Below are 22,529 nucleotides of genomic sequence, written 5' to 3'. Positions count from 1 at the left end.
ATTAACCTGCCGCAGTGAAGTTTCTGTGATGAGTCCATGCCCGCGTATTCTTTTTCTGATTCCTTATTTTGGCCAATGGCCATTTTGGATGCCGTTCTTTCTGGAGAGTTGCAGGCGTAATACGGACATTGACTGGTTGTTGTTCAGTGACTGCGGCATACCCGAGAACCTGCCGCCGAACGTCACCGTCGAGACCATGACCTTCAGCGATTACTGCGCGCTGGTGTCCCGGCGCTTGAACATCGACTTTGCGCCCGCTGCGGCTTACAAGCTGTGCGACATCAAACCGGCGTTGGGGCACATTCACGCTGATCGCCTGCAAGGCTATGATTTCTGGGCGTTCGGCGATATTGATCTGGTGTATGGTGACCTGCGAAGTTACTTCACCCCGGATCGGCTGGCCGCTTATGACCTGTTCTCCACCCATGAACGACGGGTCGCCGGGCATCTTTGCCTGATGCGCAACACCGCGCGCAAGCGTGAGTTGTTCATGCAGATCAAGGGTTGGAAAAAGCGTTTTACCGATCACGAACATCACGCACTGGACGAAGGGGCCTTCAGCCGCATCTTCCTCTGGCGCAAGAATTTTCCCGAGCCGTTGTTCACGCTGCTGGGCAAGCTCAACCCGTGGCGTCGTCGCAGCGAGTTCACCGAAGCGTTCAGCACGCCCGGTGGCTGCATCAAGTGGCACGACGGCACGGACGATTTTCCGCGTCACTGGTATTGGCGCAATGGCTGTTTGAGCAATGATCGCGATGGCGATCGCCGGTTTCCGTATTTCCACTTTGTTTGCTGGAAACGCAACGAGTGGTCACGGTTGCCCCCACCCGATCCGGCCGAGGTCAGGCGCATCGCCTCTGACCCGACATGGGTCATCGATGCGACTGGTTTCCACGGGGAGAGTTATGAGTCAACGGTCAAAGGTTCTGCAACTGCAGCCTGACTACAACGTCAAAGCCCATGATTTTGCCGACCTGGCAGAGCAGATCGTCAAGGCACTGCCCGGCGATCGCTATGAGGTGACTGCCGCGTTCCTGCGCGGCAAGCCGGGGCCTGGCGAGGCGGTGAGCCGTGCCGACCGTTCGGTGTACTTCGAGTTTTCCGACAAGTCCCTCAAGGGCATGCGCCTGCGTGCGATGTGGCAGTTGTTCAAGTTCTGCCGCGCGGAAAAATTCGATGTGGTGATCTGCAACCGCTTCAAACCCGTGAACATGATGCTGACGCTCAACCGTTGGCTGAAAGTGCCGCTGTGCATCGGGATTTCCCACGGTTTCGGCGAGTACGACCGTTTTTACCGGCGCCGCCAGACCCAGCGCCTGATCGATCGCCACTGGCGCTTCGTCGGGGTCTCGCCAGCGGTCAAACAGTACTTGCTGGACTGCGACTGTGGTTTTACCGACCAGAACACCTACGCCATTACCAACGCTATCGACATCGAACAGGCTGAAGGCTTGCAGCACAGCCGCGAGCGCGCCCGTGAGTTGTTGGGCATCGATCCGTCGGTACGGCTGATCGGCGCGCTGGGGCGTCTGGTGCCGGTCAAGGGGCACACCTATTTGTTGCAGGCGTTTGCTGCGCTGAAGGACAAATACCCGAACACCCAACTGGCGATCATCGGTGCCGGCCGCGAAGAGGCGAAACTGGCGGCCGAGATCGAACGCCTGGGCCTGACCGGCCGTGCGCACCTGTTGGGTTTCAAGGAAATCGCCTTGCAGTACATTCGCGCCTTTGACGTCTGGACCATGCCGTCATTGGCCGAAGGCCTGGGCCTGGCGCTGCTCGAAGGCATGAGCGGGCACCTGCCGGTGATCGCCTCGAACGTGCCGGCCATGCTGCCGTTGATCGAGGGCGCCGGAGGTCTGGCGATTACCCCCAAGGATGTACCGAGTCTGGTTGCGGCGCTGGATAACTACCTCGCCCTGTCGGACGAGGAACTCAAGGCCAAAGGCGAACAAGCCTTCCGTTACCTGCAGCAAGAACACGACATCGAGGTGTTCCGCCAGGAATACCTGACCCTGATTGACTCCGGCCTGGAACAGGCCCGCAAGGAACAGAAATGAACGACGCGCAGCCCATCGTTACCGTCATCATCGCGTCGTACAACCATGCGCCCTACATCGAGGAAAGCATCCTCAGTGTCATCAACCAGACCTACCCCAACATTGAGTTGCTGGTGGTCGATGACGGCTCCAAGGACGACAGCGTCGAGCGCATCAAGGTGTTGCAGGCGCAGTACGGTTTCGATTTCCGGGTCCAGCAGAATCAGGGGCTGACCAACACGCTCAATGGCGCGATCGCTCGTTCCAAGGGCAGCCTGATCGTGCCGTTCGGTTCCGACGACATCATGTTGCCGGAGCGAATCGCCACGCAGGTGGCGTACATGGACGGCAAGCCCGAAGTCGGGATCTGCGCCGGCAACATCGAACTGATCGACGCCGACGGCAATCTGTACCCGGAGAAGCGCCAGCGCCGGGATGTGCCGTTCCGGCGCCTGGATTTCGATGACATGTTCCTGGAGCGCAAGCCCTATCCGCCGGCGCCGACCCTGATGATCCGCCGCGAGGCGCTGGACAAGGTGGGCGGGTTCGATCCGAATATTCGTCTGGAAGACTTGCTGATCGAGTTGAAGGTGACCCATGCCGGTTACTTCATCGACGGTCTGAATGTGCTGATGGCGCGCTATCGCAAGCACGCCACCAACTCCTACAAGAACCACCGCTTCATGATCGACAACATCCTGCGGTCCTATGCGCTGTTCAGCGACCATCCGCTGTACGACGAGGTGCGCTACAAGTTCCTCAGCTCGATGTTCCTGAAAACCGCCAACCGCGACCGCAAGCTCGCGCGGGAACTGCTGGCGCAGATCCCGTTCAAGGCGTGGAACAAGAAGACCTGGCGCGGTCTGGGGCGACTGTTGTTTTCGCCGCTGGAAAAGGACTGACGCCGCGCTGGAAGATCGCTCCGGTTTATCGGGCGATCTTCTCCCGCAGGTTCTTGGCCGCCCGCCCCTGACGCAGCCACTGCAACAGATGCTTGCCAGCGTTGATGCCGGGCTTCTCGATATACAGGAAGGTCGCGCTGCTGATAACGATCAGCAGGCACGCACACAGCGCCATCAGCGGCAGGAATGTCCAGGTTTCACGGGTATCGATCGGCAAGACGTGCGGCAAGCGCTGGACCAGCAGCCACAGCACGAAACCGTGCAGCAGGTAGGTGCTGTAGCTGATTTCGCCGAGCCAGCGGATGCTGCGCGGTTTCAGGGCGCCAAACAGCGTGTGCCCGGACGCCACGACCACGAAGAACACCGACAACAGCAGCAGCGGCACCAGGCTGAAGGCACGGCTGAACGCGGTGAAGGCTGTCGCCAGCGCCAGCAAGGCAATAATCCCCGCCAGCCGAGTTTGACCCCAGGCCACCAGTTGCGGTTTACGCACCCAGTACGCGGCGCCAATGCCGCCCAGGAAGCTGGCCAGGAAGTGCTTCTTCAGCGAATGCTCCCAGCCGACGATCTGATACACGGCATAGATGCCGATCAGGCACAGCACCACTTGCAACCAACTGCCGCGATAGATGAACACCATGGCGGCCAGGGGCAGCGCCAGGTAAAAGAACACCTCGTAGCCCAGCGTCCAGGTGACATTGGAGATCAGCATGCCGGTCTGGTGATAGCCGTTGACGTCCGGGCGGTCGAACGTCAGCCACGCGAAGATCTGCTCGGCCAGCCGCAGGCCGGATTCCTTCAGCTCCCAGTTCTGCAAATGGAAGACCGAGACAAACACCAGCAGCATCAGCGGCAAATACAGCGGGTAGAGGCGAAACAGCCGCGAGACCGTAAAGGCCAGCCAGTCGTGATTGCGCCCCTGGGCCAGCAATCGTCCCCAGAACAGAAAACCGGTGATCATGAAAAACAGCGCGACACTGCCCTGGCCCAGCTGCGAGTAGAAGTTGCTCGGCGGGAAATCAACCACACCGGTGCGCAAGAAGATCCAGGTAATGATCGAGTGGTGCACGAACACCCCGAACGCCAGGTAGCCGCGCAGGCCATCAATGCTGGCATAGCGGCTTTCTCCGGAATGTTGCAGGTGCCGGGCGATTTTCGGAACCGTGCGCAACAGCAATGCGGCGGTCACGATGGCCAGCAGATAGGCTGCCAGCGCAATAAGGGGGTTGGTTTCAGTCATCAGTGAGCCCGGGCCGGATTGCTGGCGGCCAGCACTTGCCTGTGCAGGTTGCTAACGGCGGATTTTGACGCCGTGACGGCGTATCCCTGAAGCAGCGCTTCGAAATGGTCTTCGAACAACCAGCGCTGGTCTTCGGTGTAGCGTTGCATATGGCGCAAATTACGCTGACGCAGGGACAGGCTCAATGACGACGGATAGATGCGCATGTCGGCCAGATCGATCAGGCCGAATTCGCCGTCCTCCAGCACCAGCACGTTACCCAAGTGCAGGGAACGGAAATACACGCCTTGCTCATGCAGCAGCGCCATGAATTTGCCGAAACGCTCGACCAGCGCCTGACGCACCGCCGGGGCGGTAATGCCTTGCAGCACCTGGCGCAGGGTATTGCCCGGTAGCGGCGAGTAATGCACCGCGCTGCTGCCGTCCTTGAGGCGGTACAGGTCCTGGGTCTGTGGCGTCGCAATGCCCATGGTGCGCAATTGTTCGCTGTTGACGGCAAAACGCTCGGAATACGGATTGAAACTGCCCGAGGTGTACCAGCGGCGGCGGCGGAACAGTTTGAGGAAGCTGCCATCCTGCAGGCGCAGGACTTTGGGCCCCAGCCCGTCCTCTTCGATCACCTGGGCGTTGACGGTCATCTGTTGCATCGCGGTCGGCGTCAGCGCCTTGACCGGTATGGCCAGCAAGCGTCGGGCGCGCTGGTTAATGCTCAACGCCGCGATCAGCGCCAGGGGAATCCACAGCAGGAACCAGTGCTCTTTGGGCCGGGAAATGATCCCGCCCCCTTCGGTCAGGCCTGCGCCGATGCCGAACACCAGCCAGGTCGAGGCGATGATAAACAGCGGTTGCACACGATGCCGCCAACTGCTCAGCAGGGCCCAGGCCTGAAAAAACAGCCAGGGTATAAAGCCCAGAATGCCGACGTAATAGAGCACGCCCAGAGCAAAGCTGTGAGGTTCCTGCAAGGCATAGCCGACGCCGGGGTCGAGGGACAGACTGGCGTTGTAGCCATGGCCGATCCAGGGGTGTTCGGCGATCCGTTGCAGCGCCATCTGCCAGATTTCAAAGCGATAGGAATCGCCGCGCAGCAGGATCATCTTGGCAAACATCACACCCACCGCGGCCCCCCCGAGGATCATGGTGCTCAGCAAAATGACGGAGCGGCGGTTCCAGCAGATGAAACACAACCAGAAAGCGGCCATGGTCAGCGCCACCAGTGGGGTCCTGGAGCCGGTTGCAATCACCGCTGCAAACATCACGGCCATCGCCGGGAGGCTGAGGCAGAGGATCAGCGGGCGTTTGCAGGTCATGCTCAGGCTCAGCCAGTAGGCGCAGAAGAAGCCGAACACGTGAGAACTGAGCAACGGATTATCAAATGCGCCGCCACCGATCAGGCGCATGCCTGGCTCATACACACGGGCAAACATGAACAGGTTGTAGACCGAGGCGATCAACCCGACCATCGCCGCGCTGAAGATCAGCGGCTGGACGATCTCACTGCGATGGCGCACCAGCAAATAGCACCCGGCAAACAACAGCAGCGTATGAAGCGGCGGCTTGAATTGGCCTGCGATGCTGTCGTCGTCCGACGGGCCCCAGCACAGGCTCAGCATGGCCCAGGCAGCGAACAGTAACAGCGCGATGAACACCGGCTCGCGCAACAGTTGCTTGAGCTCCCGCGGGCGCAGGCAAAGGGCGATCAATGAGGGGATGCTGAACAGACCATAAAACAGCTTGTGATGAAGACTGCGACCCGGCAGGAAAAACAGCGCGCTCAGGAGCAGGAGATAACCCAATGGAAGAATCCACAGGCAAATGAAATCGAAGATTCGATTAGACGTACTTTTGAAACCGCTGACTTGCATGCTGAGAGATTCAATCCTGAAGTTGATCGGCCATTTCGGGATGATGGCTATTTGATGCTTAATGCAGTGCCTAACAATAACAGCCTTTATGCGTTTGCCAGAACCCTGAAGAAGCTGTGCTAAAGTCAGCGTCCTTTTTATCGACAAACGCGTGATATGACCGACTCCAGTCTCTCCGCAAGCCCATCGAGCTTGAAAATCTACTTCCGTCTGCTCGGCTATGTACGGCCGTATATCAGTCTGTTCCTGATCAGCATTGTCGGCTTTCTGATTTTCGCTTCGACGCAGCCAATGCTTGGCTACATTCTCAAGTACTTCGTCGATGGCCTGTCCAATCCGGAAGCGGTGCTGTTCCCGACGGTGCCGTACCTGCGCGACCTGCAACTGCTGCAAGCGGTGCCGTTGCTGATCATCCTGATCGCGGCGTGGCAGGGATTTGGCTCGTATCTGGGCAACTACTTCCTGGCCAAGGTGTCACTCGGGCTGGTCCACGACTTGCGGGTGCAGTTGTTCAACAACCTGCTGGTGCTGCCCAACCGGTACTTCGACAAGCATAACTCGGGTCATCTGATTTCGCGTATCACCTTCAACGTGACCATGGTCACCGGGGCGGCCACGGATGCGATCAAGGTCGTAATCCGTGAAGGCATGACGGTGATCTTCCTGTTCGCCTCGCTGCTGTTCATGAACTGGCGCCTGACGCTGGTGATGGTTGCGATCCTGCCGCTGATCGCCGTCATGGTGCGCACCGCCAGCAAGAAATTCCGCAAGCAGAGCAAGAAGATCCAGGCGGCCATGGGCGACGTGACGCACGTGTCTTCGGAAACCATCCAGGGCTATCGAGTGGTGCGCAGCTTCGGCGGCGAAGTCTACGAGCAGAAGCGCTTCCTGGAAGCCAGCCAGGGCAATACCGACAAGCAACTGCGCATGACCCGCACCGGCGCGATCTACACGCCGCTGCTGCAATTGGTGATCTACACCGCCATGGCCGTGCTGATGTTCCTGGTGCTGTACCTGCGCGGCGACGCGTCGGCCGGTGACATGATTGCCTACATCACCCTGGCCGGCCTGTTGCCCAAGCCGATCCGTCAATTGTCCGAAGTCAGCTCGACCATTCAGAAAGGCGTGGCCGGTGCCGAGAGCATTTTCGAACAACTGGACGTCGAGCCTGAAATCGATACCGGCACCATCGAGCGCGATGCGGTCACCGGTCGCCTGGACGTGCGCAACCTGAGCTTCACTTACCCGGACACCGATCGCCAGGTGCTCAACGACATCAGCTTCTCGGCCGAGCCGGGGCAAATGGTGGCGCTGGTGGGGCGTTCGGGCAGTGGCAAGTCGACGCTGGCCAACCTGATCCCGCGCTTCTATCACCACAACAAGGGCGAGATCCTGATCGATGGCGTGGAGGTGGAGCAGTACAAACTGCTGAACCTGCGCAAGCACATCGCCCAGGTGACCCAGCACGTGACGCTGTTCAGCGACACCGTGGCCAACAACATCGCGTATGGCGACCTGGCTGGCGCGCCCCGTGAAGACATCGAGAAAGCGGCGAGAGACGCTTACGCCATGGACTTCATCGAGCAGTTGCCCGAAGGCCTGGATACGCAGGTCGGCGAAAACGGCGTGTTGCTGTCCGGCGGTCAACGCCAGCGCCTGGCGATTGCCCGGGCCTTGCTGAAGAACGCGCCGTTGCTGATTCTCGACGAGGCCACCTCGGCCCTCGATACCGAATCGGAGCGGCACATTCAGGCTGCACTGGATCAGGTCATGAAAGGCCGCACGACCTTGGTGATCGCTCACCGGTTGTCGACCATCGAGAAGGCTGACCTGATTCTGGTCATGGATCAGGGCCGGATCGTCGAGCGCGGCACCCACGCCCAACTGTTGGCGCAAAACGGCTATTACGCCCGTTTGAACGCCATGGGCCTGGATGCGCCGGCCGAAGACATCGCCTGATCGAAGCAAGGTTGAGCTCCCTGTCCCACTGTGGCGAGGGAGCTTGCTCCCGCCAGCCTGACTGCGCGGTTGATCCGAAAGATTGGGTAAGCCAGTTAGGGCTGCTGCGCAGCCGAGCGGGAGCAGGTTCCCTCGCCACAGGTGATTTGTATCCGGATCTTTACCCTTCTTGACCAAACCTGAATAAAACTCAGCACCGCGCTTGTTAAGGTTCCTGAACGAACTTTTGACTTCAATCGAGGGGGCCATCCCCGTCGCGCGGGTACTGCAATGTTGCAACGATACCTCTGGAAACTATTGCCCAAGCAGCAGCGCGCCTTTCTGCTGGGGCGCCTGTCGGTCGTGGATCGTCAGGTGGTGAACAAGTCGATGTCGGCGAATCTGCAATTCCCCAAGTCCTTCGCCGAGCACCAGTGCCTGTTCATTCACGTGCCCAAGTGTGCCGGGAGCAGCGTGTGTGCGGCGCTGTTCGATGACTGGAGCCCTGGACATCTGCCGTTGTACTGGTACGAGGCGCAGTTTCCCGAGCAGTTTGCTGCCAGTTTCAAGTTCGCTTTTGTCCGCGACCCACTGGAAAGGGCCTATTCGGCCTACGCTTTTCTGCGGGGCAACACGTTGGGGCGGCGCGATCAGGCTGCGCAGAAACTGGTCAACCAGTACCGCGACTTCGAGGACTTCGTGGCGCGTTGGCTGCACCCGGAGACGATTGGCCGGCAACTGCATTTTGCGGCGCAAACGGATTTTCTCACCGACTCCCTGGGGCATCTGGCGCTGGACTTTCTCGGCTATCAGGAACACCTGGAGCGGGATTTCGCGCTGGTCTGCGAACAGTTGAAGCACCCGGTGGCGCTCCCTCGTATCAATTGCTCACAACAACGCCTGCCAAGCCTTGCCCGGGATTTCTGCTCGGTACGGACGCGGCGGTTGGTGCGGCGGGCGTATCAACGTGATTACGAGATGCTCGGCTATGAGTAATCTCGGTTTTCTGCTCAATAAATGATCAGGAAGCCCCGTCAATTCATCCTGTTGCAGCCACCGCACAAGCCTTCGCCAACCCTGTGTTAATATCGCGCCCCTGTTCATTTTGTATGTGGGTTGCTCCATGAAGTTGTCCATGCCGCGATTCGATCAAGCCCCTGTCTTGGTGGTCGGCGATGTCATGCTCGACCGTTACTGGCATGGTGGTACCTCACGGATTTCCCCTGAGGCGCCAGTGCCGGTGGTCAAGGTCGAGCAAATCGAGGACCGCCCGGGCGGTGCCGCCAACGTTGCGCTCAACATCGCCGCCCTCGGCGCCCCGGCTTCGCTGGTCGGTGTGACCGGTGACGACGAAGCCGCCGACAGCCTGGCCAACAGCCTCAAGGGCGCTGGCGTGCGGGCCTTGTTCCAGCGCATCGCGCATCAGCCGACCATCGTCAAACTGCGGGTCATGAGCCGTCACCAGCAACTGCTGCGTATCGACTTTGAAGAACCGTTCGCCACCGATGCGTCGGCGCTGGTCGCGCAAGTCGAGGAACTGCTCGAAGGCATCAAGGTGCTGGTGCTGTCCGACTACGGCAAAGGCGCGCTGAAAAACCATCAGGTGCTGATCCAGGCCGCCCGTGCCCGTGGCATTCCGGTGCTGGCCGATCCCAAGGGCAAGGATTTCTCGATCTACCGTGGTGCGAGCCTGATCACCCCGAACCTCAGCGAATTCGAAGCCATCGTTGGCGGTTGCGCCGACGAGCACGAATTGGTGAGCAAGGGCGCGGCCCTGATGCACGACCTCGACCTCGGCGCCTTGCTGGTGACCCGTGGCGAGCACGGCATGACCTTGCTGCGTCCGGATCACCCGGCGTTGCACTTACCAGCACGGGCCCGTGAGGTGTTTGACGTGACCGGCGCCGGCGACACGGTGATTTCGACCCTGGCGGCCGCGATTGCCGCTGGCGAAGAATTGCCCCACGCGGTGGCCCTGGCCAACCTGGCGGCGGGCATTGTGGTGGGCAAGCTCGGTACGGCGTGCATCAGTGCACCGGAACTGCGTCGCGCCATCCAGCGTGAGGAAGGTTCCGAGCGCGGTGTGCTGGGCCTTGAGCAACTGTTGCTGGCGGTCGACGATGCGCGTGCGCACAAAGAGAAGATCGTCTTCACCAACGGTTGCTTCGACATCCTGCATGCCGGCCACGTGACCTACCTCGAGCAGGCGCGGGCCCAGGGCGATCGGCTGATCGTCGCGGTCAACGACGACGCTTCGGTGAGTCGCTTGAAAGGCCCGGGCCGCCCGATCAACAGCGTTGACCGGCGCATGGCCGTACTGGCCGGTCTGGGGGCGGTGGATTGGGTCATCAGCTTTGCCGAAGGCACTCCGGAAAACCTGCTGCGCCAGGTCAAGCCGGACGTGTTGGTCAAGGGCGGGGATTACGGGATCGACCAAGTGGTCGGTGCCGACATCGTGACCGCTTATGGCGGGACGGTGAAAGTGTTGGGGCTGGTGGAAAACAGCTCCACTACCGCGATTGTCGAGAAGATCCGCAACAACTGACTGTGTTGAGGGGGCAAGCTCCCTCGTCACAAGAGTGTCTAATTGCAAGATCAAAAGATCGCAGCCTTCGGCAGCTCCTACCCGGTGTACACATAACCCCGTAGGAGCTGCCGAAGGCTGCGATCTTTTGCTTTCAGGAGTTCACTTTCTTACGCGGCACGATTTTCTTCAGCAGTTGTTTGGCCTTCCCCCGCAGCCGCGCCAACCCTGAATCTTTCCCCGGCGGTGCCAAACCCTGTTGGCGCACCCAGTCCTTCCAGCGAATCCGCTCATCGCGCACCAGCCAGCCTACCTGCTGGGCAAAACTCTCGGCCAGGTACAACCCGCGCGTACTCGCCGGGTACAGTTGATCTTTTTTCAGCGTGTACAGTTCAGCCATCGGCTGGCCGTCCTGCAACGGCATCAGATACAAATCCGGACGCTTGCGATCCAGCCGCGCCACCAGTTGATCGCCCTCCAGTCGCTCGTCCACATGAAACAGGCTCAGGGACTTGGCTTCCTTGGGGACGTCCAGGCGCAAGTCATAGATCAATTGCAACGACGCCGTCGGCAAATGCACATACGCCCGTGGCCGTTCGATCAACTGCATGTTGGCGCAGCGCACCGGCCGCGCCGCGCCGGACAACGGTGTCAGGCGAAACGGCAGGGCTTCGCGATAATGCAGGGCGGAGGAGTAGGGCGCCGGCAGCCAGGTGTCGTTGAAACGCCCGCCGAGCCAGCCTTCCGGGGTTTCCAGCAGGCACTCTTCGGCAATTTCCTGGATCGCCGTGTGCAGCGGCAGGTTCAGTTCGTGGGCCGGCACGTAACCGGAAATCAGCTTGAGCACCACATCGCCGCGATCCTGCCGACGCTGGCGCACCAGCACCCAGTAATCGCGATTCTGCCAATGCAGGGTCAGGCGCACCGAAACCCCGAGGTTGGCCAGCTCCAGGGCAAAGCGTTCGTTGTCGGCCACGGCCACCGGGCGGCGACGTTGCAGGGTCTGGGAGAAATTCAGCGGCATCCCGACGCTCTGATAACTCAGGCCTTCGGGAGTCGCTTCGACGTACAACGGCAGGGTCTTGAAGTTGCTCGGGTTCTTTCTAATGAGCGTACGCGGCATGTCGGCTCCTGCTTAAGGCCGCGTGGGCGGCGTCAGTGACTACGAAGGACCTGGGCAACGGTCGCGACGTTGTGGGCGAGGTGCAGCGGATTGATGGTCCCGACAATAGCACTGGCAACACCCGGATGTTGGAACAACAACTCGAAGCTGGCGCGCACCGGGTCCACGCCCGGGCTCAGGCAGACGTGACCGCTGGCGAGGGCTTTTTTCACCAGGATCGCTTTGCCGTGAGCAGCAGCATAGTCAATGACGGCTTTTTCGTTTTGTTCGTTCAGATTGTAGGTGACCATGGCGCAATCACCTTGTTCCAGAGCCTTCAAACCACCCTCGACGGTTTTACCGGAAAAACCGAAACCACGAATCTTGCCTTCGGCCTTGAGCTGGGCAAGCGTCCCGTAGACTTCGCCGTCGTTGAGGATCGCAAGGTCGTTGCCGTCGGAGTGCACCAGCACCAGGTCGATAAAATCCGTTTCCAGACGTTGCAGGCTGCGTTCCACTGACAATCGAGTGCGGGCGGCGCTGAAATCGTGGCTCGATTGGCCGTCGGCAAATTCTTCGCCGACCTTGCTGACAATCACCCAATCCTGACGCTGACCGCGCAGCAGCGGGCCAAGGCGTTCTTCGCTGCGGCCATAGGCCGGGGCGGTGTCGATCAGGTTGATGCCCATGTCGCGAGCGAGCTTGAGCAGCCGGCGTGCTTCGTCATCGTCCGGGATCTGGAAACCGTTGGGGTACTTCACGCCTTGGTCGCGGCCCAGTTTCACCGTGCCCAGGCCCAGGGGCGAAACCCGCAGGCCGGTACTGCCTAGTGGGCGATGCAGGTCGTGCAGGGTCGGTACGCTCATGGCAGCAGTTGCTCCCAGGCTGGAATGCCCATCGGTGGTTTCGGGAAGTCGGGCAGTGGCGTCGCCGGGCCGGGCTGGATGCCGTCGCGGGCCAGGCTGGCGATCACTCGGTCAGCGAAGTCCGGCGCCAAGGCCAGTTTGGTGGGCCAGCCGACCAGCAGCCGACCCTCTTCGGCCAGGAACGCATTGTCCGGGCGGGTCAGCCCGGTTTGCAGCGGCTCGGCGCGGTCCACGCGCAAGGTCGCCCATTGCACCGTGCTCAGGTCGATCCACGGCAGCAACTGGCCGAGTTCTTTTTGCGCCGTGGCGATTTGCTCGGCGGGTTCGCGGGCCACACCGTCGGCTTCGGCGATGTCGCCGCCCAAGTACCAGACCCACTGGCCGTCGGCCGCCGGGTGGGTGGTCACGGTGATGCGCGGCTTGGTGCCGCCGCCCAGGCAATGGGCATACAGCGGTTTGAGGCTCGGGCCTTTGGCGATGATCATGTGCAACGGCCGGCGCTGCATGGCCGGCTGAGTCAGCCCCAGCGCTTCAAGCAATGCAGCGGTGCCGGCGCCAGCGCTGAGAACGATGCGCTGGGCACGAATCTCGCGGCCATCGACTTTCAGGCCGACCAGAACGCCACCGTCCAGCAACGGTTCGATGGTTTGACCGGCGAGCAAGCCATCACCGGCCAGATCGGCCAGGCGCTGGATCACGCTCGGGACGTCGACCACCAGTTCGGCCAGTCGGTAGACCTTGCCCTTGAAGCGCTTGTCTTGCAGCGCTGGCGGCAGTTGATCGCCCTTGACCTGATCGACCCGGCCACGTACGGCTTTACTGGCGAAGAAACTGGTGAGGTTGCCGGCAATCGTGCCCGGGGACCAGAGGTAATGGGCTTCGGACAGCAGGCGTACGCCGCTCAGGTCCAGCTCGCCGTCGCCGGCCAAGGCTTCACGCCAGCGGCGCGGCATGTCGGCGATGGCTTCCGAGGCGCCGGACAGGGCGCCGTGCAGCGCGTACTTGGCGCCGCCGTGGATGATGCCCTGGGACTTTACGCTCTGCCCGCCACCGAGGCTGGCGCTTTCCACCAGCACGGTCGAAAACCCCTGGCGACGCAGTCGCGCATTGAGCCAGAGGCCGGCGACACCAGCGCCGACAATCAGAACGTCGGTGGAAATAACGGATGGCATGCAGCGACCTCAGTGTTCAAGACGAGGGCGCAGTATACAGACTCGATGGGGAGGGGATTTGTCGGTGATCAATCGGGTATCCACAAACCCTGTGGGCGCGGGTTTGCTCGCGAAAGCGGTGTGTCAGGCAACGTCGATGTTGACTGATACGGCCTCTTCGCGAGCAAGCCCGCTCCCACAGTGGGTTGCATGTCGGCGGTTAGTGACCGGCGGTTTTGGAGAAGAGCTGGATGACGACGACGCCCAGCACGATGAGCGCCATCCCCAGCATCGCCGGCACATCCAGTTTCTGGCCGTAGATGAACAGCGCGGCCACGCTGACCATCACAATCCCCATGCCCGCCCACACGGCGTAAGCGACCCCCACCGGCACGCTGCGCACCACCAGGGTCAGCATCCAGAACGCGATGCCGTAGCCGACGATCACCAGGATCAGCGGCAGGGGCGTGCTGAAACCTTTGACCGCTTTCATCGAAACAGTTGCGATCACTTCGGCGCAGATGGCGATGGCCAGGTAGTAGTAAGCGGTCATGGGGTAATCCTCGTGTGATGTGTTGCTCTGAGGTCGGCATTCTAGAGATTCTTCAGATGCGGTAAAGTCATTACCTATCTGCTGGGGAGATGGGTTGAACCATGAACATGCAATGGAATCTGGAACAGCTGCGCTTGTTTGTCAGCGTAGCGGAGCAGCGCTCGTTTTCGGCGGTGGCGCGGGATCAGCGCAAGGCGCAGTCGGCGGTCAGCAGTTCGATTGCGCTGCTGGAGGAGGACCTGGGCGTGAGCCTGTTCGACCGCAGCAGCGGCCGTCAGCCAACGCTCACCGAGGCCGGCAGTGCCTTGTTGGAGGAGGCGCGGGAAGTCTTGCGTCAATGCGAACGCCTGAACGGCCGGGCGCTGGCGATGATGCGCGGCCAGGAAGCGCGTTTGCGCGTGGCCCAGGATGAGGCGATGCCGTATCAGCCGATCATTGAAAGCTTCGAGGCCCTGGCCGAACAATTTCCCAGCCTGGAAGTGCAACTGACCAGCGCCGCCCAAGGCGATGTCGCGCGCAAACTGGTGGAGCGCCGGGCCGATTTGGGGTTGCTGTTCTTTCACGATCAGATCCCCGAAGCCCTTGAGCGCCGCGTGGTGGGCAGCGTCGAAATGGTCACCGTGTGCGGCAAAGGGCATCCACTGGCGACGCAGGGCGAAGTGAACTGCCAGCAACTGGCGCAGCATCGGCAGTTGCTGATGTCCACCGAGTCCAGCGTCTACCCCGGCAGCGAACCGGCGAGCCCGCAGGTCTGGCGCGCCGACAGTTTCTACGTGATGGCCGAATGGCTGGTGCGCGGCCTCGGTTGGGCCTGGCTGCCCCGGCATGTGGTGCAGTACCCGACGTATCAAAATCAAATGGTCGAACTGGTCAGCGAATGGACCCCGCCGGCCCTGGTGGTGGAACTGGTCTGGCGCCGCGACGAGCCCCTGGGCCCGGCGGCGCGCTGGTTGGCCGAACGTTTTGCTGTGCACTTGCAGGCGATCGGCTTAAAAACCGATAAACTCCGCCGCCATGAATAGAACTCTCTACACCGCGCTGTTTTACCTGGGGCTGCCATTGGTAGCGATTCGGCTGTGGCTGCGCTCGCGCAAGGCCCCGGCGTATGCCAAACGCATTGGCGAGCGCTTCTCCTTCGGGCTGCCGGTGATGCAGCCGGGCGGCATATGGGTGCACGCGGTGTCGGTGGGGGAAAGCATCGCGGCGGCGCCGATGATTCGTGCGTTGCTGCAACGCTATCCAACGCTGCCGATCACCGTCACCTGCATGACCCCGACCGGTTCGGAACGCATCCACGCGTTGTTCGCCAATGAGCCGCGCATCCAGCACTGCTATTTGCCCTACGACTTGCCGTGTGCGGCGGCGCGGTTCCTGGATCGAGTGCGGCCGACGCTGGCGGTGATCATGGAAACCGAACTGTGGCCCAACCACATTCACCAGTGCGCCAAACGCGGGATTCCGGTGGCGCTGGCCAATGCGCGACTGTCCGAGCGTTCGGCCAAGGGCTATGGCCGTTTCCATAAACTGACCGGGCCGATGCTGGCCGAGATGAGTCTGTTCGCGGTGCAGACCGAAGCCGAGGCCGAGCGTTTCCGCGCACTGGGCGCACGTGCGGAAACCGTCGAGGTCACTGGCTCGATCAAATTCGACCTCACCATCGACCCGCAGTTGCTCCAGCGCGCCGCCGAGTTGCGCGGGCAGTGGCAAGCACTGGAGCGCCCGGTGTGGATCGCCGCCAGTACCCACGAAGGGGAAGACGACGTGGTGCTGGCAGCCCATCGTCAGTTACTCGCCAATCACCCCGACGCGTTGCTGATTCTGGTGCCGCGCCATCCGGAGCGTTTCAACGCGGTGTTCGAGCTGTGCAAACAGCAGGGTTTCGCCACGGTGCGCCGCTCCACGGGTGAGTCGGTCACGGCCGAAACCTCGGTATTGCTGGGCGACACCATGGGCGAATTGTTGTTTCTCTATGCCTTGGCCGACAGCGCGTTTGTCGGCGGCAGCCTGGTGCCGAACGGCGGGCATAACCTGCTGGAACCGGCGGCGCTGGCCAAACCCGTCCTCAGCGGCCCGCACCTGTTCAACTTCCTCGAAATCGCCGCGCAACTGCGCAACGCCGGGGCATTGGCTGAGGTGGATGATGCCGAAGGTTTGGCGGTGGCGGTGCAGCGCTTGTTCGAATTGCCGCAGGATGCGCAGCGCATGGCGGACGCGGGGTTGAAAGTGATGCGCACCAATCAGGGCGCGTTGCAGCGGTTGCTGGATGGGTTGGGGCGGTTGATCGATCGTTAGATTGCGTTGGCTGAAACAAAAAGATCGCAGCCTTCGGCAGCTCCTACAGGGTTTACACCATCCCAATGTAGGAGCTGCCGAAGGCTGCGATCTTTTGCTTTTAAGGCCGGGCCTTAAGCTGTTCCGCCGCAGCCTTCGCCAGGTCCGGCGGCAGGAAGTCTTTATCCGGGTTGTAGTCAGCCTTGAGATAGCGCGACAAATCCTGCAAATCCCCCGGGTTCAACGTGCCCGCCGCTTGCTTGAGGCGCAGGTTGTCGAGGATGTAGTCGTAGCGGGTGTTGTTGTAGTTGCGCACCGAGGTGTACAGCTGACGCTGGGCGTCGAGCACGTCGACGATATTGCGCGTCCCCACCTGATAACCGATTTCGGTGGCTTCTACCGCGCTCTGGTTGGAGATGATCGATTGCTTGCGCGCCTGAACCTGTTCGACGTCGGTGTTCACCGCGCGGTGCAGATTTCGGGTGCTTTCGACGATCTGCCGCCGCAGGCCTTCACGCTGTTGTTCGGTCTGGTCCAGGCGAGAGTACGATTCGCGCACCTGGGAACTGGTCAGCCCGCCGCTGTAGATCGGGATACTCAGTTGCAGCGCCAGGGTGCGTTGCTCGACGTTGCCACCGTAAGGGGTGCCGAAGGCATTCGGGTTGGCGAAACCCAGCGCATCGTTGTCGCCTTTTTCGTATTTCGCCACGGCATCGAGGGTCGGCGCGTGACCGGCCTTGCGTTGCTTGAGGGTTTCTTCGGCGGCGCTGACCGCGTAGTTGCTGGCCAGCAAATTCAGGTTCTGGCGGGCCGCGGTGTCGACCCAGGCCTTGGCGTCATTCGGCGTCGGCGGCAGGATCGGCAAGGTGTGGACGATGCCCTGGATCGAGTTGTACTGACGGTTGGTCAGGGTGATCAAGGCTTCGAACGCATCATCGACCTGGCGCTGGGCCAGAATCCGGTTGGCTCGCGCGGTGTCATAACTGGCTTGGGATTGCAGCACGTCGGTCTTGTCCGACAGGCCCACGTCGAAGCGCTCATTGGACTGGTCGAGCTGGCGCTTGAACGCCGCTTCTTCTGCCTTGGTCGAGGCCAGGTTGTCCTGACTGCGCAGCACGTTGAAGTAGTTTTCGGCACTTTGCAGGATCAGGTTCTGCTCGGTCGCCGAGAGTTGCAGGGCGGCCTGTTCGTTGACGTCTTTGGCTGCCTGGAACTGGAACCAGCGGTCAGCGCGGAACAATGGCTGGGCCAGGGTCGCCTGATAGGAATGAGCGCTGCGGTTGGCGGTTGCCGAAGGCTGGTCGAGCTGGGTGCGCACGTTGGCCACTTCGGCGCCGCCGGAGATATTCGGCAGCAACCCGGCACGGGCCTGGGGCACGACTTCTTTCTGTGCGCCGTACTGGGCGCGGGCGGCGGCCAGGTCGGCGTTGTTGTCCACGGCTTCCTGGTAGACGCTGACCAGGTCGGTCTTGGTGGATAAGGGCGCTTCTGCTGCCCAGGCCATTCCGTTGGACGCACAAGACACGGCAAGGGCCAGTGAAAGTTTGCGCAGCATTTGGCCATCCCTAAAAAATTACGCTGATAATTTGAGCGCCAAAGGTACGGCGCGGCGCCGTGCAGCGTCAAGGCGCGGCACAGCGTAGCGAGTGTAGTAGCACGCGCGTACCGCAACAATCCGCTAATTGCGCCATTCATCATGGTGTTTACTGCGGTGTTGGCGTTCTTTGCCACTTGTGTCTAGACTGGCCGGGTTCTTGTCGGGGTGCCTTGCTATGAGGCTGAGATCGAATAATTTCGGATCCCGTTGAACCTGATCAGGTTAACGCCTGCGTAGGGAACAAGATTTCTCGTCACCCGGCGAGTCCTCTTGTGCTTCGTCCGGGATGTTGTTCGACAATCGAACACCCCTCGAGCACTGAGCACAGCACCAACGGCTTTGTCATGGCTGATTGGTCGCGTCCATTCGTTACAGGTTCGCTCCGACAAAAATCCACTGCCTGGATGTGTTGGAGAGCCCGTGATGACGATAAAACTAAAAAATACGACGAACCTGAGTGATTCGGCCCAAGTCGATCAACAGTCGGTTCAACCGTTTACCTGCTCGCAAAAAATCTATGTTCAGGGCTCGCGCCCGGACATCCTCGTGCCGATGCGCGAAATCAGCCTCGACGTGACCCCGACCGACTTCGGCGGCGAGATCAACGCGCCGGTGGTGGTGTACGACACTTCGGGCCCGTACACCGACCCCAACGTCATCATCGACGTGCGCAAAGGCCTGGCCGACATTCGTTCGCCGTGGATCGAAGCCCGTGGCGACACGGAGCGCCTGCCTGGTTTGAGCTCCGACTTCGGCAAGGAACGCCTCGCCGACCCGGAGCTGACCAAGCTGCGTTTCGCCCACGTGAACAACCCGCGCCGCGCCAAGGCTGGCGGTAACGTCAGCCAGATGCACTACGCGCGCAAAGGCATCATCACGCCCGAGATGGAATTCGTCGCCATCCGCGAAAACATGAAGCTCGAAGTGGCCCGTGCCGCTGGCCTGCTCGACCAGCAACACGCCGGCTACAGCTTCGGCGCCAGCGTGCCGAAAATCATCACCCCCGAATTCGTTCGTGAAGAGATCGCTCGCGGTCGCGCCATCATCCCGGCCAACATCAACCACACCGAACTGGAACCGATGATCATCGGCCGTAACTTCCTGGTGAAGATCAACGGCAACATCGGCAACAGCGCCCTGGGTTCGTCCATCGAAGAAGAAGTGGCGAAACTGACCTGGGGCATTCGCTGGGGCGCGGACAACATCATGGACTTGTCCACCGGCAAGCACATTCACGAAACCCGCGAGTGGATCATCCGCAACTCGCCAGTGCCGATCGGCACCGTGCCGATTTACCAGGCCCTGGAAAAAGTCGGCGGCGCCGCTGAAGACCTGACCTGGGAGCTGTTCCGCGACACGCTGATCGAGCAGGCCGAGCAGGGCGTCGACTACTTCACCATCCACGCCGGCGTATTGCTGCGCTACGTGCCGCTGACCGCCAAACGCGTGACCGGCATCGTTTCGCGCGGCGGTTCGATCATGGCCAAGTGGTGCCTGGCGCACCACAAAGAGAACTTCGCCTACACCCATTTCGAAGAAATCTGCGAAATCATGAAGGCCTACGACGTCAGCTTCTCGCTGGGCGACGGCCTGCGTCCGGGCTCGATTGCCGACGCCAACGACGCCGCGCAATTCGGTGAGCTGGAAACCCTCGGCGAACTGACCAAGATTGCCTGGAAGCACGACGTGCAAACCATGATCGAAGGCCCGGGCCACGTGCCGATGCAGTTGATCAAAGAGAACATGGACAAGCAGCTTGAGTGCTGCGACGAGGCGCCGTTCTACACCCTCGGGCCGCTGACCACCGACATTGCACCGGGCTACGACCACATCACTTCCGGCATCGGTGCGGCGATGATCGGCTGGTTCGGTTGCGCCATGCTCTGCTACGTCACGCCGAAGGAACACTTGGGCCTGCCGAACAAAGATGATGTGAAGACCGGGATCATCACCTACAAGATCGCTGCGCACGCCGCCGACCTTGCGAAGGGCCATCCGGGCGCGCAGATTCGTGACAATGCCTTGAGCAAGGCGCGATTCGAATTCCGTTGGGAAGACCAGTTCAACCTGGGCCTCGATCCGGACACCGCACGCTCGTATCACGATGAAACCCTGCCGAAGGATTCGGCCAAGGTCGCGCACTTCTGCTCCATGTGCGGGCCGAAATTCTGCTCGATGAAAATCACCCAGGAAGTCCGCGAATACGCGGCCAACCAGCGGATTGAAACGATTGATGCCGAAGTCGCCCAGGGATTGGCGGAACAGGCCGAGCGGTTCAAGAAGGAAGGCAGTCAGCTGTACAAGAAGGTTTGATCTGATCCGCAGCGCCGGTCGCTAAAGGCTGGCGCTGTTTTTGTAGGAGCAAGGCTTGCCCGCGATGGCGTCCTCGAGATCGCCATCGCGGGCAAGCTTTGCTCCTACAGGTTCGGTGATCAACACAACAACAAATGTCCCTCTGAGATAACACCTTTGAGCATTCAACCCAGCACCTATTCCCCAGACATCGCAGTGCCCACCGACAAACGTGTGTTCGGCGGGCGCGATCTGTTTTCCCTGTGGTTCTCCCTCGGCATCGGCCTGATGGTCTTGCAGACCGGCGCGCTGCTCGCGCCGGGCCTGGGCTTGTCCGGCTCGCTGCTGGCGATTTTCCTCGGCACGCTGGTGGGCGTTCTGCTGCTGGCCGCCGTGGGCGTGATCGGCAGCGATACTGGCCTGTCGTCGATGGCCGCGCTCAAACTCAGCCTCGGCAAACATGGCGCGAGCCTGCCGGCGGTGCTGAACTTGTTGCAACTGATCGGTTGGGGCTCGTTCGAAATCATCGTCATGCGCGATGCCGCCAGCCTGCTCGGCGCCAAGGCGTTCAGCGAAGGCAGCCTGTTATCCAATCCGCTGCTGTGGACGTTGGTCTTTGGCGCGTTGGCCACTTTGCTCGCCGTCAGCGGCCCGCTGACCTTCGTGCGACAGATTCTGCGCAAGTGGGGCATCTGGCTGCTGCTGGCCGCGTGCCTCTGGCTGACCTGGAACCTGTTCGCCAAGGCCGATCTGCCCGCGTTGTGGGCCCAGGCCGGTGACGGGTCGATGCCATTTGCCGTGGGTTTTGACATTGCGATTGCGATGCCGTTGTCGTGGCTGCCGTTGATTGCCGACTACTCGCGTTTCGGTAAGCGCGCGAAAAACGTGTTCGGCGGCACGGCGCTGGGTTTCTTTATCGGTAACTTCTGGCTGATGAGCCTGGGCGTGGCCTACACCCTGGCGTTCGCGCCGAGCGGTGAAGTGAATGCCTTGCTGTTGGCGCTGGCCGGTGCCGGCCTGGGGATTCCGCTGCTGCTGATTTTGCTGGATGAGTCGGAAAACGCTTTTGCCGACATTCACTCGGCAGCGGTATCGAGCGGGATTCTGTTGCGCTTGAAAGTCGAGCATCTGGCGTTGGCCATCGGCGTCATCTGCACGCTGATCGCTTGCCTGGCGCCGTTGGCCCAGTACCAGAACTTCCTGCTGTTGATCGGTTCGGTGTTTGCGCCGCTGTTCGGCGTGGTGCTGGTGGATCACTTCATCCTGCGCAAACGCGGTAGCCAAGTGGCGTCAGCCGCGTTGCGCTGGCCAGCGTTGCTTGCCTGGTTGGGCGGGGTGAGCACCTATCATCTGTTGGCCAATCTCTATCCCGAGATCGGCGCAACCCTGCCGTCGCTGGTGCTGGCAGGGCTGCTGCAACTGGTGCTCGGTCGAGCCTTCAGTTACGGCCGGGAAACAGCTCGGGCCTGAGAATGCCGTTGAGGCGCGGGTAAGGGATCTTCAGTTCAATGTGGCCCAGGGCGTACGGCGCCAGGGTGCTCACGTTGTACTTGAGGATCACCGCGCCGTAGGTCAGCGCCACGTGCGGGGTTTTCACGAACGGCCAGCTCTTCACGAACTCGGCTTCCTGATCGAGCTTGGTGCTGATCAGCCAGCTGTTGTGCGCCACTTGCGCGGCTTTCCAGAACGCCTCTTCCTGCCCCGGCAACAACATATCTTGCAGGGTCAGCACCTTGTGCTGCTGGCGCGAGTAGTTGATGAACGCGCGGCCCGGCGTGCCATGGTCGCCGCCGGTGTCCAGGTAACTGGACAACTCAACGATCACCAAGCCGTCATGCTGCTCACGTACCTTGGCCTGCAAGTAGCTGCTGGTGTGGGGCTCGGCGCTGCGTAAAAACTGTTCGCGGTAGGCGGCCAGGGTCGGTGCAACCGGGGCGCCGGGTGTGGTTTGGGTCAATTGCAGCAGGCGCTTTTCGACGATGCCATCGAGCTGTGGCTCGGCGGAGAAATGCACCGTATCGATGTTCACCAGTGGGCATTCAGGTGTGGAGCAACCTGGCTTCAAGGTTTCCGAGGCATCGCGGGTGGTGTCCAGCGGCGTCCGGTAGTTGGGTTGAAACAGACTCTGGCAGGCGCCCAACGTCAGGGCGATGGCGGCCACGGAGGCGATTTTAAAAAGCGACATGGGC

Annotated in this window: 19 protein-coding genes and 1 riboswitch; of the genes, 11 read left to right on the top strand and 8 right to left on the bottom strand. The window is 61.1% G+C overall.

Going from position 1 to position 22,529, the window contains the following annotated elements; translation table 11 throughout:
- Positions 1–28: 28 nt before the first annotated feature.
- The 3 genes from V5E99_RS17555 to V5E99_RS17545 are packed head-to-tail and all read left to right on the top strand — an operon-like array spanning position 29 to position 2,941.
- Entirely contained in the window at positions 29–943 is a 915-nt protein-coding gene (locus V5E99_RS17555) for a DUF6625 family protein (RefSeq protein WP_499803570.1), read from the top strand.
- On the top strand, positions 906–2,060 hold the full coding sequence (locus V5E99_RS17550; protein ID WP_499803569.1) for a glycosyltransferase family 4 protein: 1,155 nt from the start codon (positions 906–908) through the stop codon (positions 2,058–2,060). Before V5E99_RS17555 ends, V5E99_RS17550 begins: the two co-directional genes overlap by 38 nt.
- The gene (locus V5E99_RS17545; protein WP_499803568.1) at positions 2,057–2,941 is read left to right on the top strand and encodes a glycosyltransferase; all 885 of its coding nucleotides are present in this window, start codon (positions 2,057–2,059) and stop codon (positions 2,939–2,941) included. The genes V5E99_RS17550 and V5E99_RS17545 overlap by 4 nt, the downstream gene beginning before the upstream one ends.
- Before the next feature lie 25 nt (positions 2,942–2,966).
- Here the strand turns inward: V5E99_RS17545 and V5E99_RS17540 are convergent, their stop codons facing one another.
- Together V5E99_RS17540 and V5E99_RS17535 are read right to left on the bottom strand one after the other, a co-directional pair.
- Positions 2,967–4,181 (bottom strand): acyltransferase family protein, encoded by a 1,215-nt coding sequence (locus tag V5E99_RS17540; protein ID WP_499803567.1) that lies wholly within the window; start codon positions 4,179–4,181, stop codon positions 2,967–2,969.
- Positions 4,181–5,884 carry an O-antigen ligase family protein gene (locus tag V5E99_RS17535; protein ID WP_499803566.1) on the bottom strand — a complete coding sequence of 568 codons (1,704 nt, stop codon included), beginning with the start codon at positions 5,882–5,884 and terminating at the stop codon, positions 4,181–4,183. Before V5E99_RS17535 ends, V5E99_RS17540 begins: the two co-directional genes overlap by 1 nt.
- 36 nt (positions 5,885–5,920) lie before the next feature.
- Between V5E99_RS17535 and V5E99_RS17530 the strand changes: the two genes are divergently transcribed.
- The 4 genes from V5E99_RS17530 (at position 5,921) to hldE (ending at position 10,529) form a co-directional block, all read left to right on the top strand.
- Positions 5,921–6,169, top strand: coding sequence for a hypothetical protein (locus V5E99_RS17530; protein WP_499803565.1), 249 nt, complete (start codon positions 5,921–5,923; stop codon positions 6,167–6,169).
- 33 nt (positions 6,170–6,202) lie between these two features.
- Positions 6,203–8,005, top strand: a complete 1,803-nt coding sequence (msbA, locus tag V5E99_RS17525; protein ID WP_499803564.1) for a lipid A export permease/ATP-binding protein MsbA — start codon at positions 6,203–6,205, stop codon at positions 8,003–8,005.
- A 270-nt stretch (positions 8,006–8,275) separates the two neighbouring features.
- Positions 8,276–8,980 carry a sulfotransferase family 2 domain-containing protein gene (locus tag V5E99_RS17520; protein ID WP_499803563.1) on the top strand — a complete coding sequence of 235 codons (705 nt, stop codon included), beginning with the start codon at positions 8,276–8,278 and terminating at the stop codon, positions 8,978–8,980.
- Positions 8,981–9,119: 139 nt separating this feature from the next.
- Complete coding sequence (gene hldE, locus V5E99_RS17515; protein WP_499803562.1) at positions 9,120–10,529, top strand: bifunctional D-glycero-beta-D-manno-heptose-7-phosphate kinase/D-glycero-beta-D-manno-heptose 1-phosphate adenylyltransferase HldE; 1,410 nt, start codon at positions 9,120–9,122, stop codon at positions 10,527–10,529.
- A 133-nt stretch (positions 10,530–10,662) separates the two neighbouring features.
- Here hldE and V5E99_RS17510 read toward each other — a convergent pair whose 3' ends face one another.
- From V5E99_RS17510 to V5E99_RS17495, 4 genes are all read right to left on the bottom strand, one after another.
- The gene (locus V5E99_RS17510; RefSeq protein WP_499803561.1) at positions 10,663–11,631 is read right to left on the bottom strand and encodes a hypothetical protein; all 969 of its coding nucleotides are present in this window, start codon (positions 11,629–11,631) and stop codon (positions 10,663–10,665) included.
- A 32-nt stretch (positions 11,632–11,663) separates the two neighbouring features.
- Positions 11,664–12,476, bottom strand: a complete 813-nt coding sequence (locus V5E99_RS17505) for an aldo/keto reductase (RefSeq protein ID WP_499803560.1) — start codon at positions 12,474–12,476, stop codon at positions 11,664–11,666.
- Entirely contained in the window at positions 12,473–13,648 is a 1,176-nt protein-coding gene (locus V5E99_RS17500) for an NAD(P)/FAD-dependent oxidoreductase (RefSeq protein WP_499803559.1), read from the bottom strand. Before V5E99_RS17500 ends, V5E99_RS17505 begins: the two co-directional genes overlap by 4 nt.
- Before the next feature lie 199 nt (positions 13,649–13,847).
- Positions 13,848–14,180: a DMT family transporter gene (locus V5E99_RS17495; RefSeq protein WP_008027887.1), complete on the bottom strand. Its 333-nt coding sequence runs from the start codon at positions 14,178–14,180 to the stop codon at positions 13,848–13,850.
- 101 nt (positions 14,181–14,281) lie between these two features.
- Between V5E99_RS17495 and V5E99_RS17490 the strand changes: the two genes are divergently transcribed.
- Positions 14,282–15,202 (top strand): LysR family transcriptional regulator, encoded by a 921-nt coding sequence (locus V5E99_RS17490; protein ID WP_499803558.1) that lies wholly within the window; start codon positions 14,282–14,284, stop codon positions 15,200–15,202.
- Positions 15,195–16,472 (top strand): lipid IV(A) 3-deoxy-D-manno-octulosonic acid transferase, encoded by a 1,278-nt coding sequence (gene waaA / locus V5E99_RS17485; protein WP_499803557.1) that lies wholly within the window; start codon positions 15,195–15,197, stop codon positions 16,470–16,472. Before V5E99_RS17490 ends, waaA begins: the two co-directional genes overlap by 8 nt.
- A 100-nt stretch (positions 16,473–16,572) precedes the next feature.
- Here waaA and V5E99_RS17480 read toward each other — a convergent pair whose 3' ends face one another.
- Positions 16,573–18,006 carry a TolC family outer membrane protein gene (locus tag V5E99_RS17480; RefSeq protein WP_499803556.1) on the bottom strand — a complete coding sequence of 478 codons (1,434 nt, stop codon included), beginning with the start codon at positions 18,004–18,006 and terminating at the stop codon, positions 16,573–16,575.
- Between the two features lie 193 nt (positions 18,007–18,199).
- Positions 18,200–18,305, top strand: a riboswitch (TPP riboswitch).
- A 166-nt stretch (positions 18,306–18,471) separates the two neighbouring features.
- Here V5E99_RS17480 and thiC point away from each other — a divergent pair.
- Both thiC and cytX read left to right on the top strand, forming a co-directional pair.
- Positions 18,472–20,361 (top strand): phosphomethylpyrimidine synthase ThiC, encoded by a 1,890-nt coding sequence (gene thiC, locus V5E99_RS17475; RefSeq protein ID WP_499803555.1) that lies wholly within the window; start codon positions 18,472–18,474, stop codon positions 20,359–20,361.
- A 156-nt stretch (positions 20,362–20,517) separates the two neighbouring features.
- On the top strand, positions 20,518–21,810 hold the full coding sequence (gene cytX, locus V5E99_RS17470; RefSeq protein WP_499803554.1) for a putative hydroxymethylpyrimidine transporter CytX: 1,293 nt from the start codon (positions 20,518–20,520) through the stop codon (positions 21,808–21,810).
- On the opposite strand, the gene V5E99_RS17465 is transcribed toward cytX, so the two are convergent.
- A complete protein-coding gene (locus V5E99_RS17465; protein WP_499803553.1) occupies positions 21,779–22,525 on the bottom strand; it encodes an RsiV family protein in 747 nt (248 codons plus the stop codon). The two genes, cytX and V5E99_RS17465, sit on opposite strands and share 32 nt — an antisense overlap.
- Positions 22,526–22,529: the final 4 nt, after the last annotated feature.

Source organism: Janthinobacterium sp. LPB2021202312-11-4 (assembly GCF_037049705.1).
Classification (GTDB): Bacteria; Pseudomonadota; Gammaproteobacteria; order Pseudomonadales; family Pseudomonadaceae; genus Aquipseudomonas.
Note: the sequence above shows the minus strand (reverse complement) of the source record. Positions and strands in the feature narration are given on the sequence as shown.

What these genes read in the sequence shown, in the direction of transcription:
- msbA (WP_499803564.1), top strand. Translation starts at nt 6,203, where the DNA reads ATGACCGACTCCAGTCTCTCCGCAAGCCCATCGAGCTTGAAAATCTAC.
- V5E99_RS17550 (WP_499803569.1), top strand. Translation starts at nt 906, where the DNA reads ATGAGTCAACGGTCAAAGGTTCTGCAACTGCAGCCTGACTACAACGTC.
- V5E99_RS17490 (WP_499803558.1), top strand. Translation starts at nt 14,282, where the DNA reads ATGAACATGCAATGGAATCTGGAACAGCTGCGCTTGTTTGTCAGCGTA.
- V5E99_RS17465 (WP_499803553.1), bottom strand. Translation starts at nt 22,525, where the DNA reads ATGTCGCTTTTTAAAATCGCCTCCGTGGCCGCCATCGCCCTGACGTTG.
- V5E99_RS17555 (WP_499803570.1), top strand. Translation starts at nt 29, where the DNA reads ATGAGTCCATGCCCGCGTATTCTTTTTCTGATTCCTTATTTTGGCCAA.
- V5E99_RS17530 (WP_499803565.1), top strand. Translation starts at nt 5,921, where the DNA reads ATGAAGACTGCGACCCGGCAGGAAAAACAGCGCGCTCAGGAGCAGGAG.
- V5E99_RS17505 (WP_499803560.1), bottom strand. Translation starts at nt 12,476, where the DNA reads ATGAGCGTACCGACCCTGCACGACCTGCATCGCCCACTAGGCAGTACC.
- V5E99_RS17500 (WP_499803559.1), bottom strand. Translation starts at nt 13,648, where the DNA reads ATGCCATCCGTTATTTCCACCGACGTTCTGATTGTCGGCGCTGGTGTC.
- thiC (WP_499803555.1), top strand. Translation starts at nt 18,472, where the DNA reads ATGACGATAAAACTAAAAAATACGACGAACCTGAGTGATTCGGCCCAA.
- V5E99_RS17510 (WP_499803561.1), bottom strand. Translation starts at nt 11,631, where the DNA reads ATGCCGCGTACGCTCATTAGAAAGAACCCGAGCAACTTCAAGACCCTG.
- hldE (WP_499803562.1), top strand. Translation starts at nt 9,120, where the DNA reads ATGCCGCGATTCGATCAAGCCCCTGTCTTGGTGGTCGGCGATGTCATG.
- waaA (WP_499803557.1), top strand. Translation starts at nt 15,195, where the DNA reads ATGAATAGAACTCTCTACACCGCGCTGTTTTACCTGGGGCTGCCATTG.
- V5E99_RS17480 (WP_499803556.1), bottom strand. Translation starts at nt 18,006, where the DNA reads ATGCTGCGCAAACTTTCACTGGCCCTTGCCGTGTCTTGTGCGTCCAAC.
- V5E99_RS17495 (WP_008027887.1), bottom strand. Translation starts at nt 14,180, where the DNA reads ATGACCGCTTACTACTACCTGGCCATCGCCATCTGCGCCGAAGTGATC.
- V5E99_RS17520 (WP_499803563.1), top strand. Translation starts at nt 8,276, where the DNA reads ATGTTGCAACGATACCTCTGGAAACTATTGCCCAAGCAGCAGCGCGCC.
- V5E99_RS17545 (WP_499803568.1), top strand. Translation starts at nt 2,057, where the DNA reads ATGAACGACGCGCAGCCCATCGTTACCGTCATCATCGCGTCGTACAAC.
- V5E99_RS17540 (WP_499803567.1), bottom strand. Translation starts at nt 4,181, where the DNA reads ATGACTGAAACCAACCCCCTTATTGCGCTGGCAGCCTATCTGCTGGCC.